Annotated in this window: 14 protein-coding genes and 3 other annotated features (1 of these 17 only partly in view); of the genes, 12 read left to right on the forward strand and 2 right to left on the reverse strand. The window is 35.6% G+C overall.

All coding sequences use genetic code 11. The features are described from left to right. Positions 1–1,245 carry an MFS transporter gene (locus ACWNMZ_RS16985; RefSeq protein WP_031538832.1) on the forward strand — a complete coding sequence of 415 codons (1,245 nt, stop codon included), beginning with the start codon at positions 1–3 and terminating at the stop codon, positions 1,243–1,245. A gap of 490 nt (positions 1,246–1,735) precedes the next feature. Here ACWNMZ_RS16985 and ACWNMZ_RS16990 read toward each other — a convergent pair whose 3' ends face one another. Then, positions 1,736–3,013, reverse strand: coding sequence for an MFS transporter (locus ACWNMZ_RS16990; protein WP_031536758.1), 1,278 nt, complete (start codon positions 3,011–3,013; stop codon positions 1,736–1,738). 172 nt (positions 3,014–3,185) lie between these two features. Here ACWNMZ_RS16990 and ACWNMZ_RS16995 point away from each other — a divergent pair, with 172 nt between their 5' ends. The 8 genes from ACWNMZ_RS16995 to trpA all read left to right on the forward strand — a co-directional run bounded on the left by ACWNMZ_RS16995 (position 3,186) and on the right by trpA (position 10,907). Then, entirely contained in the window at positions 3,186–3,827 is a 642-nt protein-coding gene (locus ACWNMZ_RS16995) for an MOSC domain-containing protein (RefSeq protein ID WP_031536759.1), read from the forward strand. Between the two features lie 61 nt (positions 3,828–3,888). Continuing rightward, positions 3,889–4,139, forward strand: a binding site (T-box leader). 45 nt (positions 4,140–4,184) lie between these two features. Beyond that, positions 4,185–4,419, forward strand: a binding site (T-box leader). Positions 4,420–4,508: 89 nt separating this feature from the next. Continuing rightward, positions 4,509–5,906 (forward strand): anthranilate synthase component I, encoded by a 1,398-nt coding sequence (gene trpE, locus ACWNMZ_RS17000; protein WP_031536760.1) that lies wholly within the window; start codon positions 4,509–4,511, stop codon positions 5,904–5,906. Beyond that, on the forward strand, positions 5,887–6,471 hold the full coding sequence (locus ACWNMZ_RS17005; RefSeq protein WP_031536761.1) for an anthranilate synthase component II: 585 nt from the start codon (positions 5,887–5,889) through the stop codon (positions 6,469–6,471). Before trpE ends, ACWNMZ_RS17005 begins: the two co-directional genes overlap by 20 nt. Next, positions 6,468–7,493, forward strand: coding sequence for an anthranilate phosphoribosyltransferase (gene trpD, locus ACWNMZ_RS17010; RefSeq protein ID WP_031536762.1), 1,026 nt, complete (start codon positions 6,468–6,470; stop codon positions 7,491–7,493). The genes ACWNMZ_RS17005 and trpD overlap by 4 nt, the downstream gene beginning before the upstream one ends. A gap of 1 nt (position 7,494) precedes the next feature. Further along, positions 7,495–8,286, forward strand: coding sequence for an indole-3-glycerol phosphate synthase TrpC (trpC, locus tag ACWNMZ_RS17015; RefSeq protein WP_235252146.1), 792 nt, complete (start codon positions 7,495–7,497; stop codon positions 8,284–8,286). Between the two features lies 1 nt (position 8,287). Next, on the forward strand, positions 8,288–8,899 hold the full coding sequence (locus tag ACWNMZ_RS17020; protein ID WP_235252145.1) for a phosphoribosylanthranilate isomerase: 612 nt from the start codon (positions 8,288–8,290) through the stop codon (positions 8,897–8,899). A 17-nt stretch (positions 8,900–8,916) separates the two neighbouring features. After that, the gene (gene trpB, locus ACWNMZ_RS17025) at positions 8,917–10,113 is read left to right on the forward strand and encodes a tryptophan synthase subunit beta (protein ID WP_031536765.1); all 1,197 of its coding nucleotides are present in this window, start codon (positions 8,917–8,919) and stop codon (positions 10,111–10,113) included. A 2-nt stretch (positions 10,114–10,115) separates the two neighbouring features. Continuing rightward, complete coding sequence (gene trpA / locus ACWNMZ_RS17030) at positions 10,116–10,907, forward strand: tryptophan synthase subunit alpha (protein WP_251628748.1); 792 nt, start codon at positions 10,116–10,118, stop codon at positions 10,905–10,907. Between the two features lie 154 nt (positions 10,908–11,061). On the opposite strand, the gene ACWNMZ_RS17035 is transcribed toward trpA, so the two are convergent. Beyond that, positions 11,062–11,976 (reverse strand): LysR family transcriptional regulator, encoded by a 915-nt coding sequence (locus ACWNMZ_RS17035; RefSeq protein ID WP_251628751.1) that lies wholly within the window; start codon positions 11,974–11,976, stop codon positions 11,062–11,064. Between the two features lie 628 nt (positions 11,977–12,604). Here ACWNMZ_RS17035 and ACWNMZ_RS17040 point away from each other — a divergent pair. The 3 genes from ACWNMZ_RS17040 to ACWNMZ_RS17050 all read left to right on the forward strand — a co-directional run bounded on the left by ACWNMZ_RS17040 (position 12,605) and on the right by ACWNMZ_RS17050 (position 16,613). Then, on the forward strand, positions 12,605–14,317 hold the full coding sequence (locus ACWNMZ_RS17040; RefSeq protein ID WP_251628753.1) for an ABC transporter ATP-binding protein: 1,713 nt from the start codon (positions 12,605–12,607) through the stop codon (positions 14,315–14,317). A gap of 190 nt (positions 14,318–14,507) precedes the next feature. After that, entirely contained in the window at positions 14,508–15,476 is a 969-nt protein-coding gene (locus tag ACWNMZ_RS17045; protein WP_031536769.1) for a DMT family transporter, read from the forward strand. A gap of 360 nt (positions 15,477–15,836) precedes the next feature. Continuing rightward, positions 15,837–16,613, forward strand: a complete 777-nt coding sequence (locus ACWNMZ_RS17050; protein WP_251628757.1) for a Cof-type HAD-IIB family hydrolase — start codon at positions 15,837–15,839, stop codon at positions 16,611–16,613. A 98-nt stretch (positions 16,614–16,711) separates the two neighbouring features. Then, positions 16,712–16,719, forward strand: a binding site (T-box leader) (it continues 207 nt past the right edge of the window).

The raw sequence follows: 16,719 nt of genomic DNA on the forward strand, positions 1-16,719 counted from the left end.
ATGCCATCTTTACAATCTGTATCAGCAGATTCAACAAAAAATAATATAAATACGAGGACTGAAGCTAGCTTGTTAAAACAGCCGAAAGCAGTATGGGCTGTATTTTTTGCTGGGATTATTGCCTTTATGGGTCTCGGTCTCGTTGATCCAATCCTTCCAGCGATTGCAGAGAAGCTTGATGCCTCACAAAGCCAAGTAACCCTGCTCTTCACTAGCTATAATGCGGTAATGGCCGTAGCAATGCTCATTACTGGGATGATTTCATCAAGACTTGGAGTTAAGTGGACACTTATCTTAGGAATAGTAATCATTGCTGTTTTCTCTTGCTTAGGCGGACTTTCAAATGGAATCTGGACACTTGTGGGACTACGCGGCGGATGGGGTCTTGGAAATGCGCTATTTGTAGCAACTGCGCTCGCCGCGATTGTATCTCTATCAAACAGCGGTACTGCAAAAGCAATTATTCTTTATGAAGCTGCTATTGGACTAGGAATCTCTGTTGGGCCTCTTCTAGGTGGCTGGTTAGGGGCTATGTCTTGGAGAGGTCCTTTCCTAGGTGTCGCAGCTTTAATGGTTATTGCCTTTTTTGGTATTTTAATTTTAATGCCAAAAGCTACATTACAGAATAACACGGTTAAGCCAAAAACATCTTTAGCAGATCCGTTTAGGGCACTAAAACACCGTTCCTTGCTTATATTCGGAATCGCTGCTGCATTATATAATTTTGGATTTTTCACATTGTTGGCCTATGCTCCTTTTGTTATGGGCTTAGATGAACATGGATTAGGCTTTGTATTCTTGGGCTGGGGAATTTTATTAGCTGTAACTTCTGTCTTTATGGCACCGAAATTACAAGAGCGCTTCGGTACAGTGAAATCTATGTGTGCCATGTTAACATTGTTTGCAGTAGTGTTAGTTGCGATGGGGATTTGGACATCGACACAATGGGTAATTATCGTAGCAGTAATTGCAGCTGGTGCTTTATTAGGTAACAATAATACACTGATTACAACTGCTGTAATGAATGCAGCTCCTGTTGAACGATCAACTGCTTCAGCAGCATACAGTTTTCTACGCTTTATAGGTGGTGCCATTGCACCTTTTACAGCTGGTAAATTAGCGGAAATTTTCAATCCATCTGTACCATTCCTAGTAGGAGCAGGATTTGTGTTAGTTTCCGTAGTATTCATCTGGTTTAATAGTAAGCATGTAAGCCATGTAGATGAATTAGGTTCTGGTCATTAACACTAAATAGTTAGTGAATATTCGAAATCATTCTAGAGGCTGGGACAAATCTAAATAACTAATCTTTAAAGACGAACAATCTCTAATTTAGCTCTTAAATAAAGCTACTTTTTCATATTAGTTATTTATGGTTTCAAATATATTCAAGTGTAAAAACTAAGTCGTTCCATTGCGCTACAGACTGTCGATGCGCCGGGGAGGAAGCTGAGCCTCCTCGCTGCGCTGCGGGGTCTCAGCCTTTCCTCTATTTCCCGCAGGAGTCGACCGTCCTCCGCTCCATTTCACTTCATTTTTAAACCTTTTTCTAAAATATAAATACGAACGATCATGTAAACTTACCGCACAATCGTTAGTATTTATTGTTAGCTGAAATGTTTATGTCCCAGTCTCTTTTGTATGTTTTTATAAGTGTTTGTTTTTCAATAATAACAACCAATGAAGTACAATTATGTATGTGCCTTCATTGGTTAAATATTTATATAAACTTATTTTAATTCGTTTTTGTTTCATCAATGTGTTTTAAACGAAAGAAAGCAGCAACAGCAGCGATTAAAGTAATCGCGCAAAGCAAATAAAATTGAAAGTGCTCCATATGCTTCATTAAAATAGCCATAATAGGTGGTCCAGCTGCCACTCCAATAAAGCGCATACTACTATAAATGCTTGTGATGGTTCCTCTTTCTTCCTTTTCAATCCCTTCTGTTATTAAGGCATCAAGAGGGGGTAAGCTTCCTCCAATTCCGATACCTGCAAACGTAAGGAAGATAATAATGAACCACATTTTTTCTGAAAAATTGAGAGCAATTGTTCCAGTAATTATCGCTAGTAAGCCAATAAATGTTATCCAGCGCATTAAATTTTTGTCTTTTTTTATTTTTTTTCCAGTAATGTAGGAAGTAAGGCATAATGCTCCGAGCGGCATGGAGAGATATAGCCCTTTTTTAATATTTTTAATATGATAATGCTTTTCCAATATATCTGATAAATAAAACAGCTCCGCAAATAAAACGAACATAACAATAGCTCCAATAAAGAAAATGGCGTACAGCCATTTTTTGTCTTGGTGCAATATTTCTTTCGTATGTTGAATAAATTCTTTGAACGGTAAAGGCTTTTCTTTACTTTTTGGTGATTTAACAAAGATCATTATTAAAACGATGGAAATGAAACAAAAGACAGGAATAGACATAAAAGGGATATACCATATAAATCCTGCTAAAAATGCTCCTAGGATTGGACTAAGTACTTTTCCAAATGTATTGGCTGTTTCAATAATCCCTAATGTACTACTCACCTCTTCTTCGTTTTTAAATAAATCGCCTACTAATGGTAATACAATTGGGAATGCTCCAGCTGCACCAACACCTTGAAGTGCTCTTCCGAGAAGAATGACCCAATAGCTATTATCTATTAACCATGCAGCAATTCCTGAAATGACCCCACCAATCCCAGCGATAATTAAACTTGGAATAATCACCCGTTTTCGACCGATGTGATCCGATAAATAGCCTGCTACGGGTATCAATATTATCGCTAAAATAGAATATACAGTAATAATCATACTTACTTTAAAAGAGGATATATTCAGCTTTTGTTCAATTGATGGCAATACTGGAATCAGCATGCTATTTCCAAGGGTCATTACTAACGGGATGGAAGAAAGTGAGAATATCGACATTTTAGAAACCTTTACATTTTGTTTCTTAGTTGTCTTGTGCATTTTATTTGTAAGGTTACCTATTCTTTTTTCATCATTTACATGATCCATTTTCATTCTCCCTGCTTTCAAATAGTTAACTATAGTTAATATGTACAGGTGAGATAAAAATTAACGCGATTTTCTCCCTCCAAAAAATGGTTATTTCACTTTTGCCAACTCCTTTCTTCTTTTCTTTAACTAATATGATATGATGAAATAAAAATGATGGTGGTGTGTAAAAGTGGGGGAAGTTATTGCTTTAAGCATTGGTAAAGAAAAAGCATTTACATGGAAAGATAAAATGGTTCATTCGGCAATTGGAAAAGAGAAAGTGGAAGAAGTGTTATTAACAGTTGATGGCTTTGTTGGCGATGGTGTTGCGAATAAGGCTTTTCATGGTGGGAAAGAAAGAGCGGTATGCTATTATCCTTTTGAACATTATAAAAAGTGGGAAGAGGAATTTAAAATAAAGCTTAATCCACCTGCTTTTGGAGAAAATATTTGTGGAACAGAATTTACGGAACATAATACATATATTGGCGATATCTTTTCTTTAGGGAAAGCGATTGTACAAGTAACCCAAGGAAGGGTTCCTTGTTCTACTATTTCAAAATATAATGAAGTGGACACATTTTTAAGCAGAATAGTGGAAACTTGTTATACGGGCTATTTTCTAAAAGTTATCGAAGAAGGAATGGTAAATGCGAATTCAAGCTTTCAATTAATAGAACGTCCCCAAGATAAAGTCTCCGTTTGGGATGCAACGAAAGTGATGCTTCTAGATCGTAAAAATAAAGATGCGATGTTAACGATATTACAAATCGAACAATTAGCAGAGGATTGGAAAAACCGCTATAAAAAAGCGCTTGAAAAAATCAATTAAAATTTTTAGTGGAAAATAGTTGACTTTTATTATATAGTTCCATATCATATAAGTAACATATCGAACGGCAATGAAGAAGAGTAGTACCTTTATTGAAAACCTCAGAGAGCTGGTGGTTGGTGCAAACCAGTGTGGACGATAAAGAGAATGGACTTCTGAGCTTCTAAACCGAACCAATTTTTTGTAGTAGGCTTTAGCGAACGTCTCATCGTTACAAGAGACAGAAATTTAGTTGTATTTCGACGGATTTCTTAAAGTGAGCTTAAATTATTAAGCTAATGAAGGTGGCACCACGGGTCTCTCGTCCTTTTTATAGGAGAGAGGCCCTTTTTGTTTTATAAAAAAATAACTAATACTGCAAAAGCAATGAAGAAGAGTAGTAAGTATAAACACGATGTTAAAGAGAGTCGGTGGCTGGTGTGAACCGATACATTCCTTATACTGAATGGACTTCTGAGTGTGAATCTGAAAATATAGTAGGGTTCAACGGTATCCTCCGTTATCGGGATAGAGTATAAATTGTACTCGAAAAGTGAGAGTGAATAATCACTCTAACCTGAGGTGGTACCGCGGTTAATTAATCGTCCTCTATCTGCAAAAGAATCATGCAGATAGGGGACTTTTTTTGTTGGCTAATATTCAATGTTTTAATAAAAAGCGTCAAACAAGGAGGATTTAATGATGAAAACCAATATTTTATTAATAGATGAAATTCAAGGAGATACATTAACGCCTATAGGGATTTATCAAAGACTATCTGGAAAAAAGAAATTCCTGCTCGAAAGCTCTCTAAAACATGAAGATTCAGGACGATATTCCATCATAGGATGTAATCCAACATTTGAGCTTATTGGAAGTGGTTTTGAAACAATGATTCTTGATGGAGATAAACGAGAAATAAGAAAAGAAAGGGCACTTGATTTGGTAAAAGAATTCTTGCCAGAAAATCAAGCAGAACTTCCTCATTTCTTGCCAGTAAATGCAGGAGCATTCGGTTATGTAGGCTATGACAATATAAGGCAATATGAATATATCGGTCCAGACGCTAAGGATGAAATAGGAATACCAGATGTGCATCTTATGTTTTTTGAAGATTTAGTAATTTTTGACCATTTAGAACAAAAAGTTTATTTGGTTGCAAGTCCATTAAAGGAAACGACAACAGAACAAGAGCTAAGATTTCGACTGCAGATTAGAAAGCTAGAGGTCACTGCTCCTTATAAAGAGGACTTACCGGAAGTGAAACTAACTCCATTTCAGGCAAGCATTTCGAAAGAGCAATTTATCGAGAAGGTTAACAAAGCAAAGGATTATATTTTGGAAGGGGATATCTTCCAAGTAGTTCCATCCCAAAGGATGACTGCTGAAATAGAGGGATCTGCTTTTTCTTATTATCGAAAACTTCGCATTAAAAATCAGTCACCATATATGTATTTTTTCGATTTTGAGGAGTATGCAGTGCTTGGAAGTTCACCCGAAAGCTTAATTAAAGCAGTTAACGGAAAAGTAATAACAAATCCAATTGCTGGAACGAGGCCAAGAGGAGCGACGTTGGAGGAAGATATAAAGCTAGAGCAAGAGCTGTTGGTAGATGAAAAGGAATTAGCAGAGCATAAAATGCTAGTTGATTTAGCAAGAAACGATGTTGGAAAAGTTAGTGGTTTTGGTAGTATCTCTGTTGATAAGTATATCAAAGTAGAAAAGTATAAGCATGTTATGCATCTTGTTTCAGAGGTAAGCGGAGAATTAAAGAAAGATTTCAAATGTGTAGATGCACTTGTTTCTTGTTTACCTGCCGGGACAGTATCAGGAGCTCCTAAAATACGTGCTATGCAGATTATCAATGAATTAGAAGGAACAAAAAGAGGAGTCTATTCAGGGGCTGTTGGCTATTTTTCAAAAAATGGAAACATGGACTTTGCCCTAGCAATTCGCACAATGGTTATTAAAGACAAAAAGGCATACATTCAGGCTGGTGCAGGGATCGTGCATGATTCTGTTCCAGTAAAGGAATATGAGGAAACGATTCATAAACTAAAATTATTCTTGGAGGAACAGCATGATTTTATTAATCGATAATTATGACTCTTTTACGTATAACTTATTTCAGTATTTAGGAGAATTAGGGGAAGAGATTACGGTTGTTCGAAATGATGAAATTTCGATTGAGGCAATTCGTCGCTTAAATCCAGAACGGATTGTTCTTTCACCTGGACCAGGTAGACCTGAAAATGCAGGCATTTTAATTGAGCTTATTCAAACTCTTTATCAGGAGTTTCCGATTCTTGGCATTTGTCTTGGACATCAGGCAATTGGATATGCATTTGGATCAGAAGTAGTAAAAGCCTCTAATGTAATGCACGGGAAAACATCGAAATTAAAGGTAACAAATAACTCCGTTTTTCGAAATATAGAAGACCCGGAAGTGATGCGATACCACTCTCTTGTTATTAAGAAGGATACATTAAATGAGGAATTCGAAGTCTTGGCTAACTCAACAGACGACAACGAGATTATGGCGATAAAGCATAAGAAGTATCCGTTATATGGCTATCAGTTTCATCCAGAGTCAATAGGGACTGACTGCGGAAAACAGTTGTTGAAAAATTTTATCATGGAAACTGGAAAGGAAGTTCAAAGATGAAAGAATACGTAGAAAAATTAATGGCGAATCAATCATTAACGGAAGCTGAAATGGAAAATGCGGCAAGCCTCCTTTTTTCAGATGAAATAACAGATACAGAGATTGCGGCTTTTATTACAAGCTTAAAAATGAAGGGAGAAACAGTAGAGGAAATAGTCGGTATCGTAAATGCTGTACGAAAACAGACTCTCCCTTTTTCCGAAACAATAATGGGCTGTATTGATAACTGTGGTACTGGTGGAGACAGATCTCAAAGCTTTAATATAAGCAGCACTTCAGCATTTGTTTTAGCAGGAGCAGGAATACCTGTAGCTAAGCATGGAAATCGCAGTATTTCTAGTAAAACAGGAAGTGCAGATGTCTTAGAAGAACTAGGAATAAAACTAAATGTGACTCCAGAACAGAATATTCGTCAATTAGAAGAAGTAGGAATTACATTTCTATTTGCTCAGCATGTTCAACCGAAAATGGGCAGAATTATGAAGGTTCGAAGAGAATTAAAGCTTCCAACGATTTTTAATTTAATTGGACCATTAACAAACCCAATATCCCTTGAAACGCAAGTATTAGGAATATATAGAAGTGATTTACTTGTAACTTTTGCTGAAAGTTTAAAAAAATTAGGCAGAAAGCGAGCTGTTGTTTTAAATGGTGCAGGCGGAATGGATGAAGCCTCTTTACAAGGTGATAATCAACTGGTGATTTTGCAAAATGGAAAAATAGAGGAAACGATCCTTAATCCAGAAGATGTAAACCTCCCTTATTATACAAATGGAAAAATACGTGGAGGAGACGCAAAGGAAAATGCCACAATATTATGGAATGTCTTAAAGGGGAAAAAGGGTGCTTATCGTGATACGGTACTTTTAAATGCAGGCATCGGTATTTATACGGCAGGAAGAGCTGACAGTATTATCGAAGGAGTAAATGCAGCGAAGGAAAGTATTGATTCAGGAGCAGCACTTCATAAATTAAATCAATTAGTGGAGACAAGCAAAGAATTCGAAGGGGCAGGGATATAAAGTGGAAACCATCTTGGATAAAATTATTGCAAAAAAAAGCGAAACGATTGAAGAATTATATAAAAGAAAAGAAGAGTTGAAGACAGTCGTTCAAAGCAAGGAAAGAAGATCGTTATTAAATAAAATAATGCAGGCAGAAGCATTATCCGTAATTGCTGAGTTTAAGCGGGCTTCTCCATCAAAGGGAGATATCAATGTGGAGAAGGATCCAAAGGAACAAGCTAAAATGTATGAATTATATGGTGCAGATGCTATCTCTGTGTTAACAGATACCCCCTTTTTTAAAGGATCATACGAGGATTTGGCAAAAGTGAGAGAAGCGGTTAATTTGCCCATTCTATGCAAGGATTTTATTGTTGATAAGATTCAAATCGATTTCGCTAAAGCATATGGTGCAGACCTCATATTACTAATAGCAGCTGCATTAGAGGACGAAAAGCTGCATGAATTATATACGTATGCAACGAAATTAGGGCTGGAAGTATTGCTTGAAGTTCATAATGAAGAAGAATTGGAAAGAGCCTTAAAAACAGATGCTCCGTTAATTGGTGTGAATAACAGAGACTTAAAAACATTTGAAGTATCACTGGAAACAACCGAAAAATTAGCTGGGAAAATTAAGAATAGTGGCAGATACATGGTTAGCGAAAGTGGTATAGCCACATTTGAGGATATTTTAAAGGTTACATCTAGTGGAGCGAATGCTGTTTTAGTTGGGGAGACCTTTATGAAAGCAACAGACCTTGAAAGCAAAATCAAAGAAATGAAAGTATCTTTGGGGGGCTTGAGATAAAGTGAAAGTAAAAATTTGTGGCATTACAACAAAAGATGCAGCAGCATGTGCCGTTCAATATGGAGCGGATGCATTAGGCTTTGTATTTGCGAATAGTAAACGGAAAATAAATCCAGAAAAGGCGAAAGAAATTATTGATACTCTCCCTAAAGATATAATGAAGGTGGGCGTATTTGTCAATGAGACTAAAGAGAATATAGAGAAAATTGTGAAATTATCAGGTATTAATACAATTCAGCTTCATGGAGATGAAACGCCAGAATTTGCTTCAAGCTTTTCTTTGCCAATAATTAAGGCATTTAGTATATCATCCAAAGAAGATCTTCAACAAGTAACTGCTTTTCCATGTGAATATGCCCTACTAGATAGTCCGAGAGGAAAGTATCATGGAGGAAATGGAATAGCATTTGACTGGAGCATTATTAAAAATTATGACTTCGGCCAAAAGCAAATTATCCTTGCTGGCGGATTAAATATATCAAACTTAGCTGAAGCCATCCAAATAACCAATCCTTTTATGGTGGATGTTAGCAGTGGAGTGGAAACGGATGGAAAGAAAGATTTAGTGAAAATCAAGAATTTTTTACAAATTGGAAAAACAGTTCATATTTAAGAAAAGAGGGAGCTATCATGGCAGAAACATATGCGTTTCCAGATAAAAGAGGACATTTCGGGTTGTATGGAGGTAGATACGTACCAGAGACATTGATGCAGGCAGTAACAGAACTTGAAACAGAATATAAGAAAGCGCAGCAGGATCCAGCTTTTCATAAGGAATTAAATAATTTGCTTAAGGATTATGTCGGAAGAGAAACACCCCTTTATTTTGCAGAAAATCTAACAAAATACGCTGGTGGCGCAAAAATTTATTTAAAGAGAGAAGATTTGAATCATACAGGAGCTCATAAAATTAATAACTCCTTAGGCCAAGCATTACTGGCAAAAAGAATGGGCAAAAAGAAAGTTGTAGCGGAAACAGGAGCTGGACAGCATGGTGTTGCCACAGCAACAGCCTGTGCGCTATTAAACTTAGAATGTACGATTTTTATGGGGGAAGAGGATATTAGAAGGCAAAAGCTGAATGTATTCCGAATGGAATTACTAGGAGCAAAAGTAGTTGGCGTTACTTCTGGAAGTGCCACACTTAAGGATGCTTGTAATGAAGCCTTACGCTATTGGGTAACAAATGTTGTTGATACTCACTATATTTTAGGGTCTGTAATGGGACCACATCCATTCCCAATGATGGTCCGTGATTTTCAAAGTGTCATTGGGAAAGAAGCAAAAAAACAATACGTTGAAAAAGTCGGAAATCTTCCAGAAGCGATCGTTGCCTGTATTGGTGGCGGCAGTAATGCAATGGGTATTTTTTATCCGTTTATCGAGGATGAAAGTGTTGCTTTATATGGAGTAGAGGCTTCGGGACATGGTCTTGGTACGGAAAAGCATGCTGCTTCCTTATCAAAAGGGAAACCAGGTGTATTACATGGCTCTTATATGTATTTGCTACAAAATGATGATGGGCAAATTCAAGAAGCACATTCAATTTCTGCAGGCTTAGATTATCCAGGTATTGGTCCTGAGCATAGCTATCTTCATGATATTGGACGTGCAACCTATGAATCAATCACCGATGATGAAGCTTTTGAAGCACTGCAGCTTCTTTGTAAAGTGGAAGGGATTATTCCTGCATTAGAGAGTGCTCATGCAATTAGCTATGCAGTAAAACTTGCTGCTAAGATGGATAAGGAAAAAGGGATTATTGTTTGCTTGTCTGGTAGAGGAGATAAGGATGTAAATACAGTGATGGAAAGAATGGGGGAATAAAAATGAAGACAATTCGAGAAGTCTTTCATGAGGTGCTTGAAAAAGGAGATAAAGCGTTTGTTCCATATATAATGGCTGGAGACGGTGGTCTTGAAACGTTGAAGGATAAAGTGCTCTTTCTTGAAGAAGCAGGAGCAACTGCCATTGAATTAGGCATTCCTTTCTCTGACCCTGTAGCAGATGGACCGATTATTCAATCCGCAGGCATCCGTTCCCTTCAAGCAGGAACAACACTTAAAGGTGTATTTGAATCGATTCAATCTTTTAGAGAGTTAACTACTATTCCACTTGTGATGATGACCTATTTAAATCCTATATTAGCATACGGAGTAGAGGTATTTTTCCAAGACTGTGAAAAAGCATCAATAAATGGACTGATTGTCCCTGATTTACCGGTAGAAGAAGAAGTAATCATAGAAAAATTAGCTGCAAAGCATCATGTTGAAATAATCCGATTAGTGACATTAACAAGTCCGTTAGAACGAATTGAAAACATTGCTAAAAAAGGAAATGGCTTCTTATATGCCGTAACGGTAAACGGTATAACGGGATCGAGAACTAGCTTCCAAGAACATTTAGGTACACATTTACTAAAGGTTAAGGAAGTAAGTCCCATCCCAGTCCTAGCAGGATTCGGCATTTCTTCTCCAGAGCATGTTACCAGTATGACAGAATATTGTGATGGTGTAATCGTTGGAAGTAGAATCGTGGAACTTTTTTCAGAGAACAAGTTAGAGGAAATAAAGGAACTGATTGCTGCAAGTAAAAAAGGAAACACATTATCTGCTATTTAAAAGGTGGAATCCTCTCTTCTTCATTCTGGTTCAGAATAAGGAGGGAGGATTTTTGCCTAATCTGTTTGATAAGTAGTGAAATGATATCGAGAGATAGAAGGGAAGAAATTCATCCGTAAAAGGGCTGTTCGAAAAGTTCAGCCCTTTTAAAAGATTATTCACCATATGAAAGATTTTGATATAGCTTATTTTCCTTCGTTAGCTCGGTGATAAGAGGGGAAACAGCATGCTGTTTAAAGGAAAATTCAGGAACGATAAAGGAAAAGTATCTGATGATTGGGACATTTTTAATACGTAATATACTAAGGGTATCCATAAACATTTCTTTCTGGACTGCATATTTAGAAACAATCGATATCCCTAAATCAGCTTCCACAGACTCTTTAATAATTTGTGTGCTTCCAAATGAGCGAACACTCGGTGGATCAAAGTTTTGGTTTTGAAAAAACTGATTTACTACTTCTCTTGTTCCTGAACCTTCTTCTCTAAGTATCCAAGTCTCATCATACAAATATTTTAATTCTATGGATGAAAGACTGGCAAAACGATGATTTTTACTAACAATAATGACAAGTTCATCTTCTTTAAATGGTGTTATGCTTAAATGTGGATGATGTTTCAAATGACTATCAATGATTCCTAGATCAATTTCTCCATGTAGCAATTGATCGATAATGCGATTCGAGTTTCTTATACTTATCATAGGATTATCATGTTTCTTGTCTTTTTTTATATAGTCTGCAATTACTTTCGGAAGTAAATATTCTCCGAATGTGAAGCTAGAGCCAATGGATAGTGGACGGCTTTTCGTTTCAGAGAGGTGACCAATCAAATTATTCACTTCTTTGTACTCAGATAAAATTTTCTTTGCATGAAAATAAAATAATTCGCCTGCTTTTGTTAGTCTTACATATTTATTCGTTCGGTCTAAAAAGGTAACATTATACTTTTTTTCAAGTGCTTTAATGGAAAGCGTTACTGCAGATTGAGTAATATGTAAGCTTTCTGCTGCCCTAGTAAAATTTAGTTTTTCAGCAACTGTCACAAAGGTCAATAAATGATAATCCAAAAAAACACACTCCTTTAATAAACGATAGAATGGATGTTAAGACATATTTGTCGCAGTTTATATACCAAAATAGGCTAAAGGAAATTCATATAAGTAATAGAAAATTATCTCTTTCTATTATTATACTAAAAAGGAGTGTGGATAAAAACAGGAGTTGATAGAATAATGCAAAAATAATGAATATTTACTAAATATTTTTTTATCCATTTTATTGAATAATTAAACAATCAGACCATACTCCTATTTTGTAAGGTATTTCGCTTGATTTATGTCGAATATATAAACTGAAACTTCCATTCGTAAGTTATGTTTTCACTGATGATAGTAGAAACCAGAGCTATACGGACAGTTGAACTCTTACCAACTATCTTCAAAATCGCATAAAGCTTGCAGGCAGATTTTTACTGTCCGTTAAGAAATGGACAAATATTTATCTTGTGGAAATTGCAAATAACTACTATAATCAATAATGATTCTCAATATAGGTGAATGTATAAAAAGAAAAGAATTGTTCGATGCAGACAGAAACTACGTAAATGGAATGATAGTATTTCGTTTATGTAGTAACTGGAACGAATGATAAAAGAGGATGACAAATTAGAAAGGTTAGGTGTGAAGGAGAAAAATTATGATTAAACGTTTTTTTTCATATTATAAACCACATAAAAAATTATTTACGCTCGACTTCTCAAGTGCAATCGTTGTTGCACTATTAGAGCTTGCTTTTCCACTTGCGGTTTCTTGGTATATTGATGATTTGCTTCCAGAAGGAAATTGGGGCACGATTTTATCCGTAGGTGTGGGATTATTGCTATTATATGTAACAAGTACCTTTCTTCAATATATAGTCAATTATTGGGGCCATAAACTTGGGATAAATATTGAAACAGATATGCGAGGCCAATTATTTACCCATGTGCAAAGACAATCATTTTCTTTTTTTGATAATACAAAAACTGGCCATATCATGAGTCGTATTACCAATGATTTATTTGATATAGGAGAACTTGCCCATCATGGACCTGAGGATTTATTTATTGCTTTTATGACATTTGTTGGTGCATTTTGGATTATGCTTACGATTAATATAAAACTAGCATTAATTGTTATCTTTATCGTTCCAATTCTAGTTTGGCTCATTACATACTGTAACAAAAGCATGAATAAGGCATGGGGCCATATGTATGGGGATATTGCAGATGTAAATGCTAGAGTGGAAGATAGTGTCTCTGGTGTACGTGTAGTTCAATCTTTTACAAATGAAGACTATGAAATTTCTAGATTTACAGTAAATAATAGAAGATTCCGTAAGGCAAAAATAGGTGCATATAAAGTAATGTCGCTTACGTCTTCTTCTGTCTATATGTTAATGAGATTCTTTACTTTAGTAGTTTTAGTCTTTGGTGCTTGGCTAACCTTTCATGATCAAATGAAAATCGGGGAACTAGTATCTTTCATTTTGTTTGTAAATATATTGCAAAAACCAATTGATAAAATTAGTGTCATATTAGAACTATATCCAAAGGGAATGGCTGGATTTAAGCGTTTCTTAGAATTGCTAGATTCAGAACCAAAGATTTTAGATAAGAAAGATGCAATAGAAGTAAATGGATTAAAGGGAGATATTACACTACAGGATGTAACGTTTAGTTATGACAGTAATCCTGTTTTGAAAAATATTAATTTGTCCATAACTGCTGGTGAAACGATTGCTTTTGTCGGACCTTCTGGTGCCGGTAAAACGACGATTTGTTCGTTAATTCCTCGTTTTTATGATGTGAATAGTGGGAGTATCAAGATTGACGGAATGGATATTCGTGATATGACGATGAAATCATTAAGATCGCAAATTGGAATTGTACAGCAGGATGTATTTTTATTTACAGGTACGTTAAAAGAAAATATTGCTTACGGTAATTTAAATGCGTCAGATGAAGAAATTCATGAAGCAGTTAGAAGAGCACATCTCGAAGATTTAGTGCTTAAATTGCCAGATGGTTATGAAACGCAGATTGGTGAAAGAGGTTTGAAGCTGTCAGGTGGACAGAAGCAAAGAATCGCTATTGCTCGGATGTTCCTAAAAAACCCGCCCATTCTCATATTAGATGAAGCGACTTCTGCACTTGATACAGAAACGGAATTAATTATCCAAAATTCATTAAATGAGCTAGCTAAAAACCGTACAACACTAGTGATTGCACATCGCCTTGCGACCATTCGCAACGCTGATCGCATTGTTGTAGTTACAGAAAATGGGATAGAAGAAGAAGGAAAACATGATGAATTATTAGCACAGAACGGGATTTTCGCTAACCTTCATCGTGTACAATATCAGCGTTAAGTTTAAGGTCTGTACTTATAATAGTACAGACCTTATTTGGTTCCTTTTATCCTTGATCACGGATTGTTATTATTTTTTACTCGACAACATAAAGAAAACTCAATTTACATAAACACTAGGATAAATATTCAATATGCGATATATTGGATATAAGTTATTGGGTTATTCGATTAAAGAGAGGGGTAAATTATTGAGACCGATTATTTTAGGGATATTTGCAGCGCTATTTTTTGCGTTTACATTTGTGTTGAATCAGTCGATGGAAATAGGTGGAGGAAGCTGGTTATGGAGTGCCTCTTTACGTTATTTTTTTATGTTGCCACTCTTAATTTTAATTGTGGTGTGTAGAAATAACTTAATGGTTGTATGGCAGGAGTTAAAAGAAAATCCTGCTTCTTGGTTAATATGGAGTACTGTTGGTTTTGGTTTCTTTTACGCTGGGATTTGTTTTGCGGGTGCATATGGACCAGGTTGGCTTGTGGCGGGTACTTGGCAGCTTACAATCATTTCTGGCATATTTCTCACACCTTTATTTTATGAAAATAAGATTGGAAGAGATGGAAATCTTCAATCAGTTCGAAAAAAAATACCGTTAAAAAGTTTAACTTTTTCCATTTTAATCGTTGTTGGAGTCATCATTATGCAATTAGAATTTGCTGTATCTATTTCTCTAAAGGATGCTTTATTTTGTCTTATTCCTATACTTATTGCATCATTTGCGTATCCGTTAGGGAATCGAAAGATGATGGAGCTTTGTAATGATAGATTAGATGTTTTTCAACGTGTATTAGGAATGACAATTGCAAGTCTTCCATTTTGGATTCTATTATCTATTATTGGTGTATTAACAGTCGGGCTTCCTGGAAAGCAGCAGGTAGGTCAATCAGCAATCGTGGCAGTATTTTCTGGTATTATTGCGACGGTATTATTTTTTGCAGCAACAGACTTAGTTAAAGACAATATGGTTAAATTAGGGGCTGTAGAAGCAACACAATCATTGGAAGTTTTATTTGCTTTGTTTGGTGAAATAATCTTTTTATCTTCTCCTTTACCAACCTCTATTAGTCTTCTCGGTATTTGTTTTGTAATGCTTGGGATGATTTTGCATAGTGTATATTCGAGTAAGAAAATACACATAAATAGTAGCATTGAAGCATAATCATGGTTTTTGTGACTGAATATTTATTTAAATCATGAAAGATATGTTAAGAATGTAATAACTATATGAAGTTTATTTGGAGTTATCGGAATTTTTTACTTTTTCAAAAGAAATCGTTATACTATGTTAATATGTAGGAATTAATGCTTGTAGATAAAGTGTTGATAAAAATGAATGGCATGTAAGATGAAATTTATTTGTCCAAACAGTAAACAAGATTAAATAGTAATCATCTTACATAGTAAAAAAAGATGCTTTGGCTAAGCAAGATATGAAGCTAGGGCCTTAAGAAAGTGGTATTCTGTCAGTCGTATTTTTTGGCTATCACTTCTAAATATAAAAATTAGGAGGAAAAGCAAAGTGACGAAAAAGTTGGAAGATAAGGACATTAAGCTGATTGCTCTTGACATGGATGGGACATTATTGAATGAAAAAGGGGAAATACCAGAGGAAAACCGAAAAGCAATTAAAGAAGCCCACGATAATGGATTACATGTTGTGTTAAGTACAGGTCGCTCTCTTGCTACTTGTAAGGATCACGCAAAAAGTCTTTTATTAAAATCATATTTAGTTACAGTAAACGGTAGTGAAATTTGGGATACAAAGGGAAATTTAATTGAAAGAAATCTTGTGGATGCCAATCATATCCAATGGATGTGGGGCCTAGCACAGCAACACAAAGCAAAAATGTGGGCAACTAGCTGTGATAAATTATGGTTTGATGAGATGCCGGAAAATGTAAGAGAATTAGAGTGGCTAAAGTTTGGTTTTCATATTGAAGACAATCAAATTAGAGAAAAGGTTTTGAACAGTTTACAAGAGAAGAAATGTTTTGAAATCAGTAATTCATCCCCTGTAAATATTGAGGTAAATGCATTAGGAATTAATAAAGCAAGAGGCCTCAAAAAAGTATGTGAGCTATTACATATCTCAATGGATCAGGTATTGGCAGCTGGAGACAGCCTGAACGATATTAGCATGATTAAAGAAGCTGGCATAGGAGTGGCAATGGGAAATGCTCAGGACTTTGTAAAGGAGACAGCAGATGTTGTAACCTTAACAAATAATGAAAATGGAGTAGCCTATGCAATAAGAAAATGGGCTCTAAATAGAGAAGCTGCAGAAATAAAAAACTAGTTTTTCTGTTCTTCACACTAAAAAATATTTTTTCTGGTCGATAAATAAAAAAAACAATTGAAACCACAGAAAAAACTGCTTATAATTAGTAAAAAGAAAAATGAAC

This window comes from Niallia sp. Marseille-Q9988 (assembly GCF_976954375.1).

Bases quoted from the DNA above. Each gene is read 5' to 3' on its own strand.
- ACWNMZ_RS16985 (WP_031538832.1), top strand. From the start codon at position 1: ATGCCATCTTTACAATCTGTATCAGCAGATTCAACAAAAAATAATATA.
- ACWNMZ_RS16990 (WP_031536758.1), bottom strand. From the start codon at position 3,013: ATGGATCATGTAAATGATGAAAAAAGAATAGGTAACCTTACAAATAAA.
- trpE (WP_031536760.1), top strand. From the start codon at position 4,509: ATGAAAACCAATATTTTATTAATAGATGAAATTCAAGGAGATACATTA.
- ACWNMZ_RS17005 (WP_031536761.1), top strand. From the start codon at position 5,887: ATGATTTTATTAATCGATAATTATGACTCTTTTACGTATAACTTATTT.
- trpD (WP_031536762.1), top strand. From the start codon at position 6,468: ATGAAAGAATACGTAGAAAAATTAATGGCGAATCAATCATTAACGGAA.
- trpB (WP_031536765.1), top strand. From the start codon at position 8,917: ATGGCAGAAACATATGCGTTTCCAGATAAAAGAGGACATTTCGGGTTG.
- trpA (WP_251628748.1), top strand. From the start codon at position 10,116: ATGAAGACAATTCGAGAAGTCTTTCATGAGGTGCTTGAAAAAGGAGAT.
- ACWNMZ_RS17040 (WP_251628753.1), top strand. From the start codon at position 12,605: ATGATTAAACGTTTTTTTTCATATTATAAACCACATAAAAAATTATTT.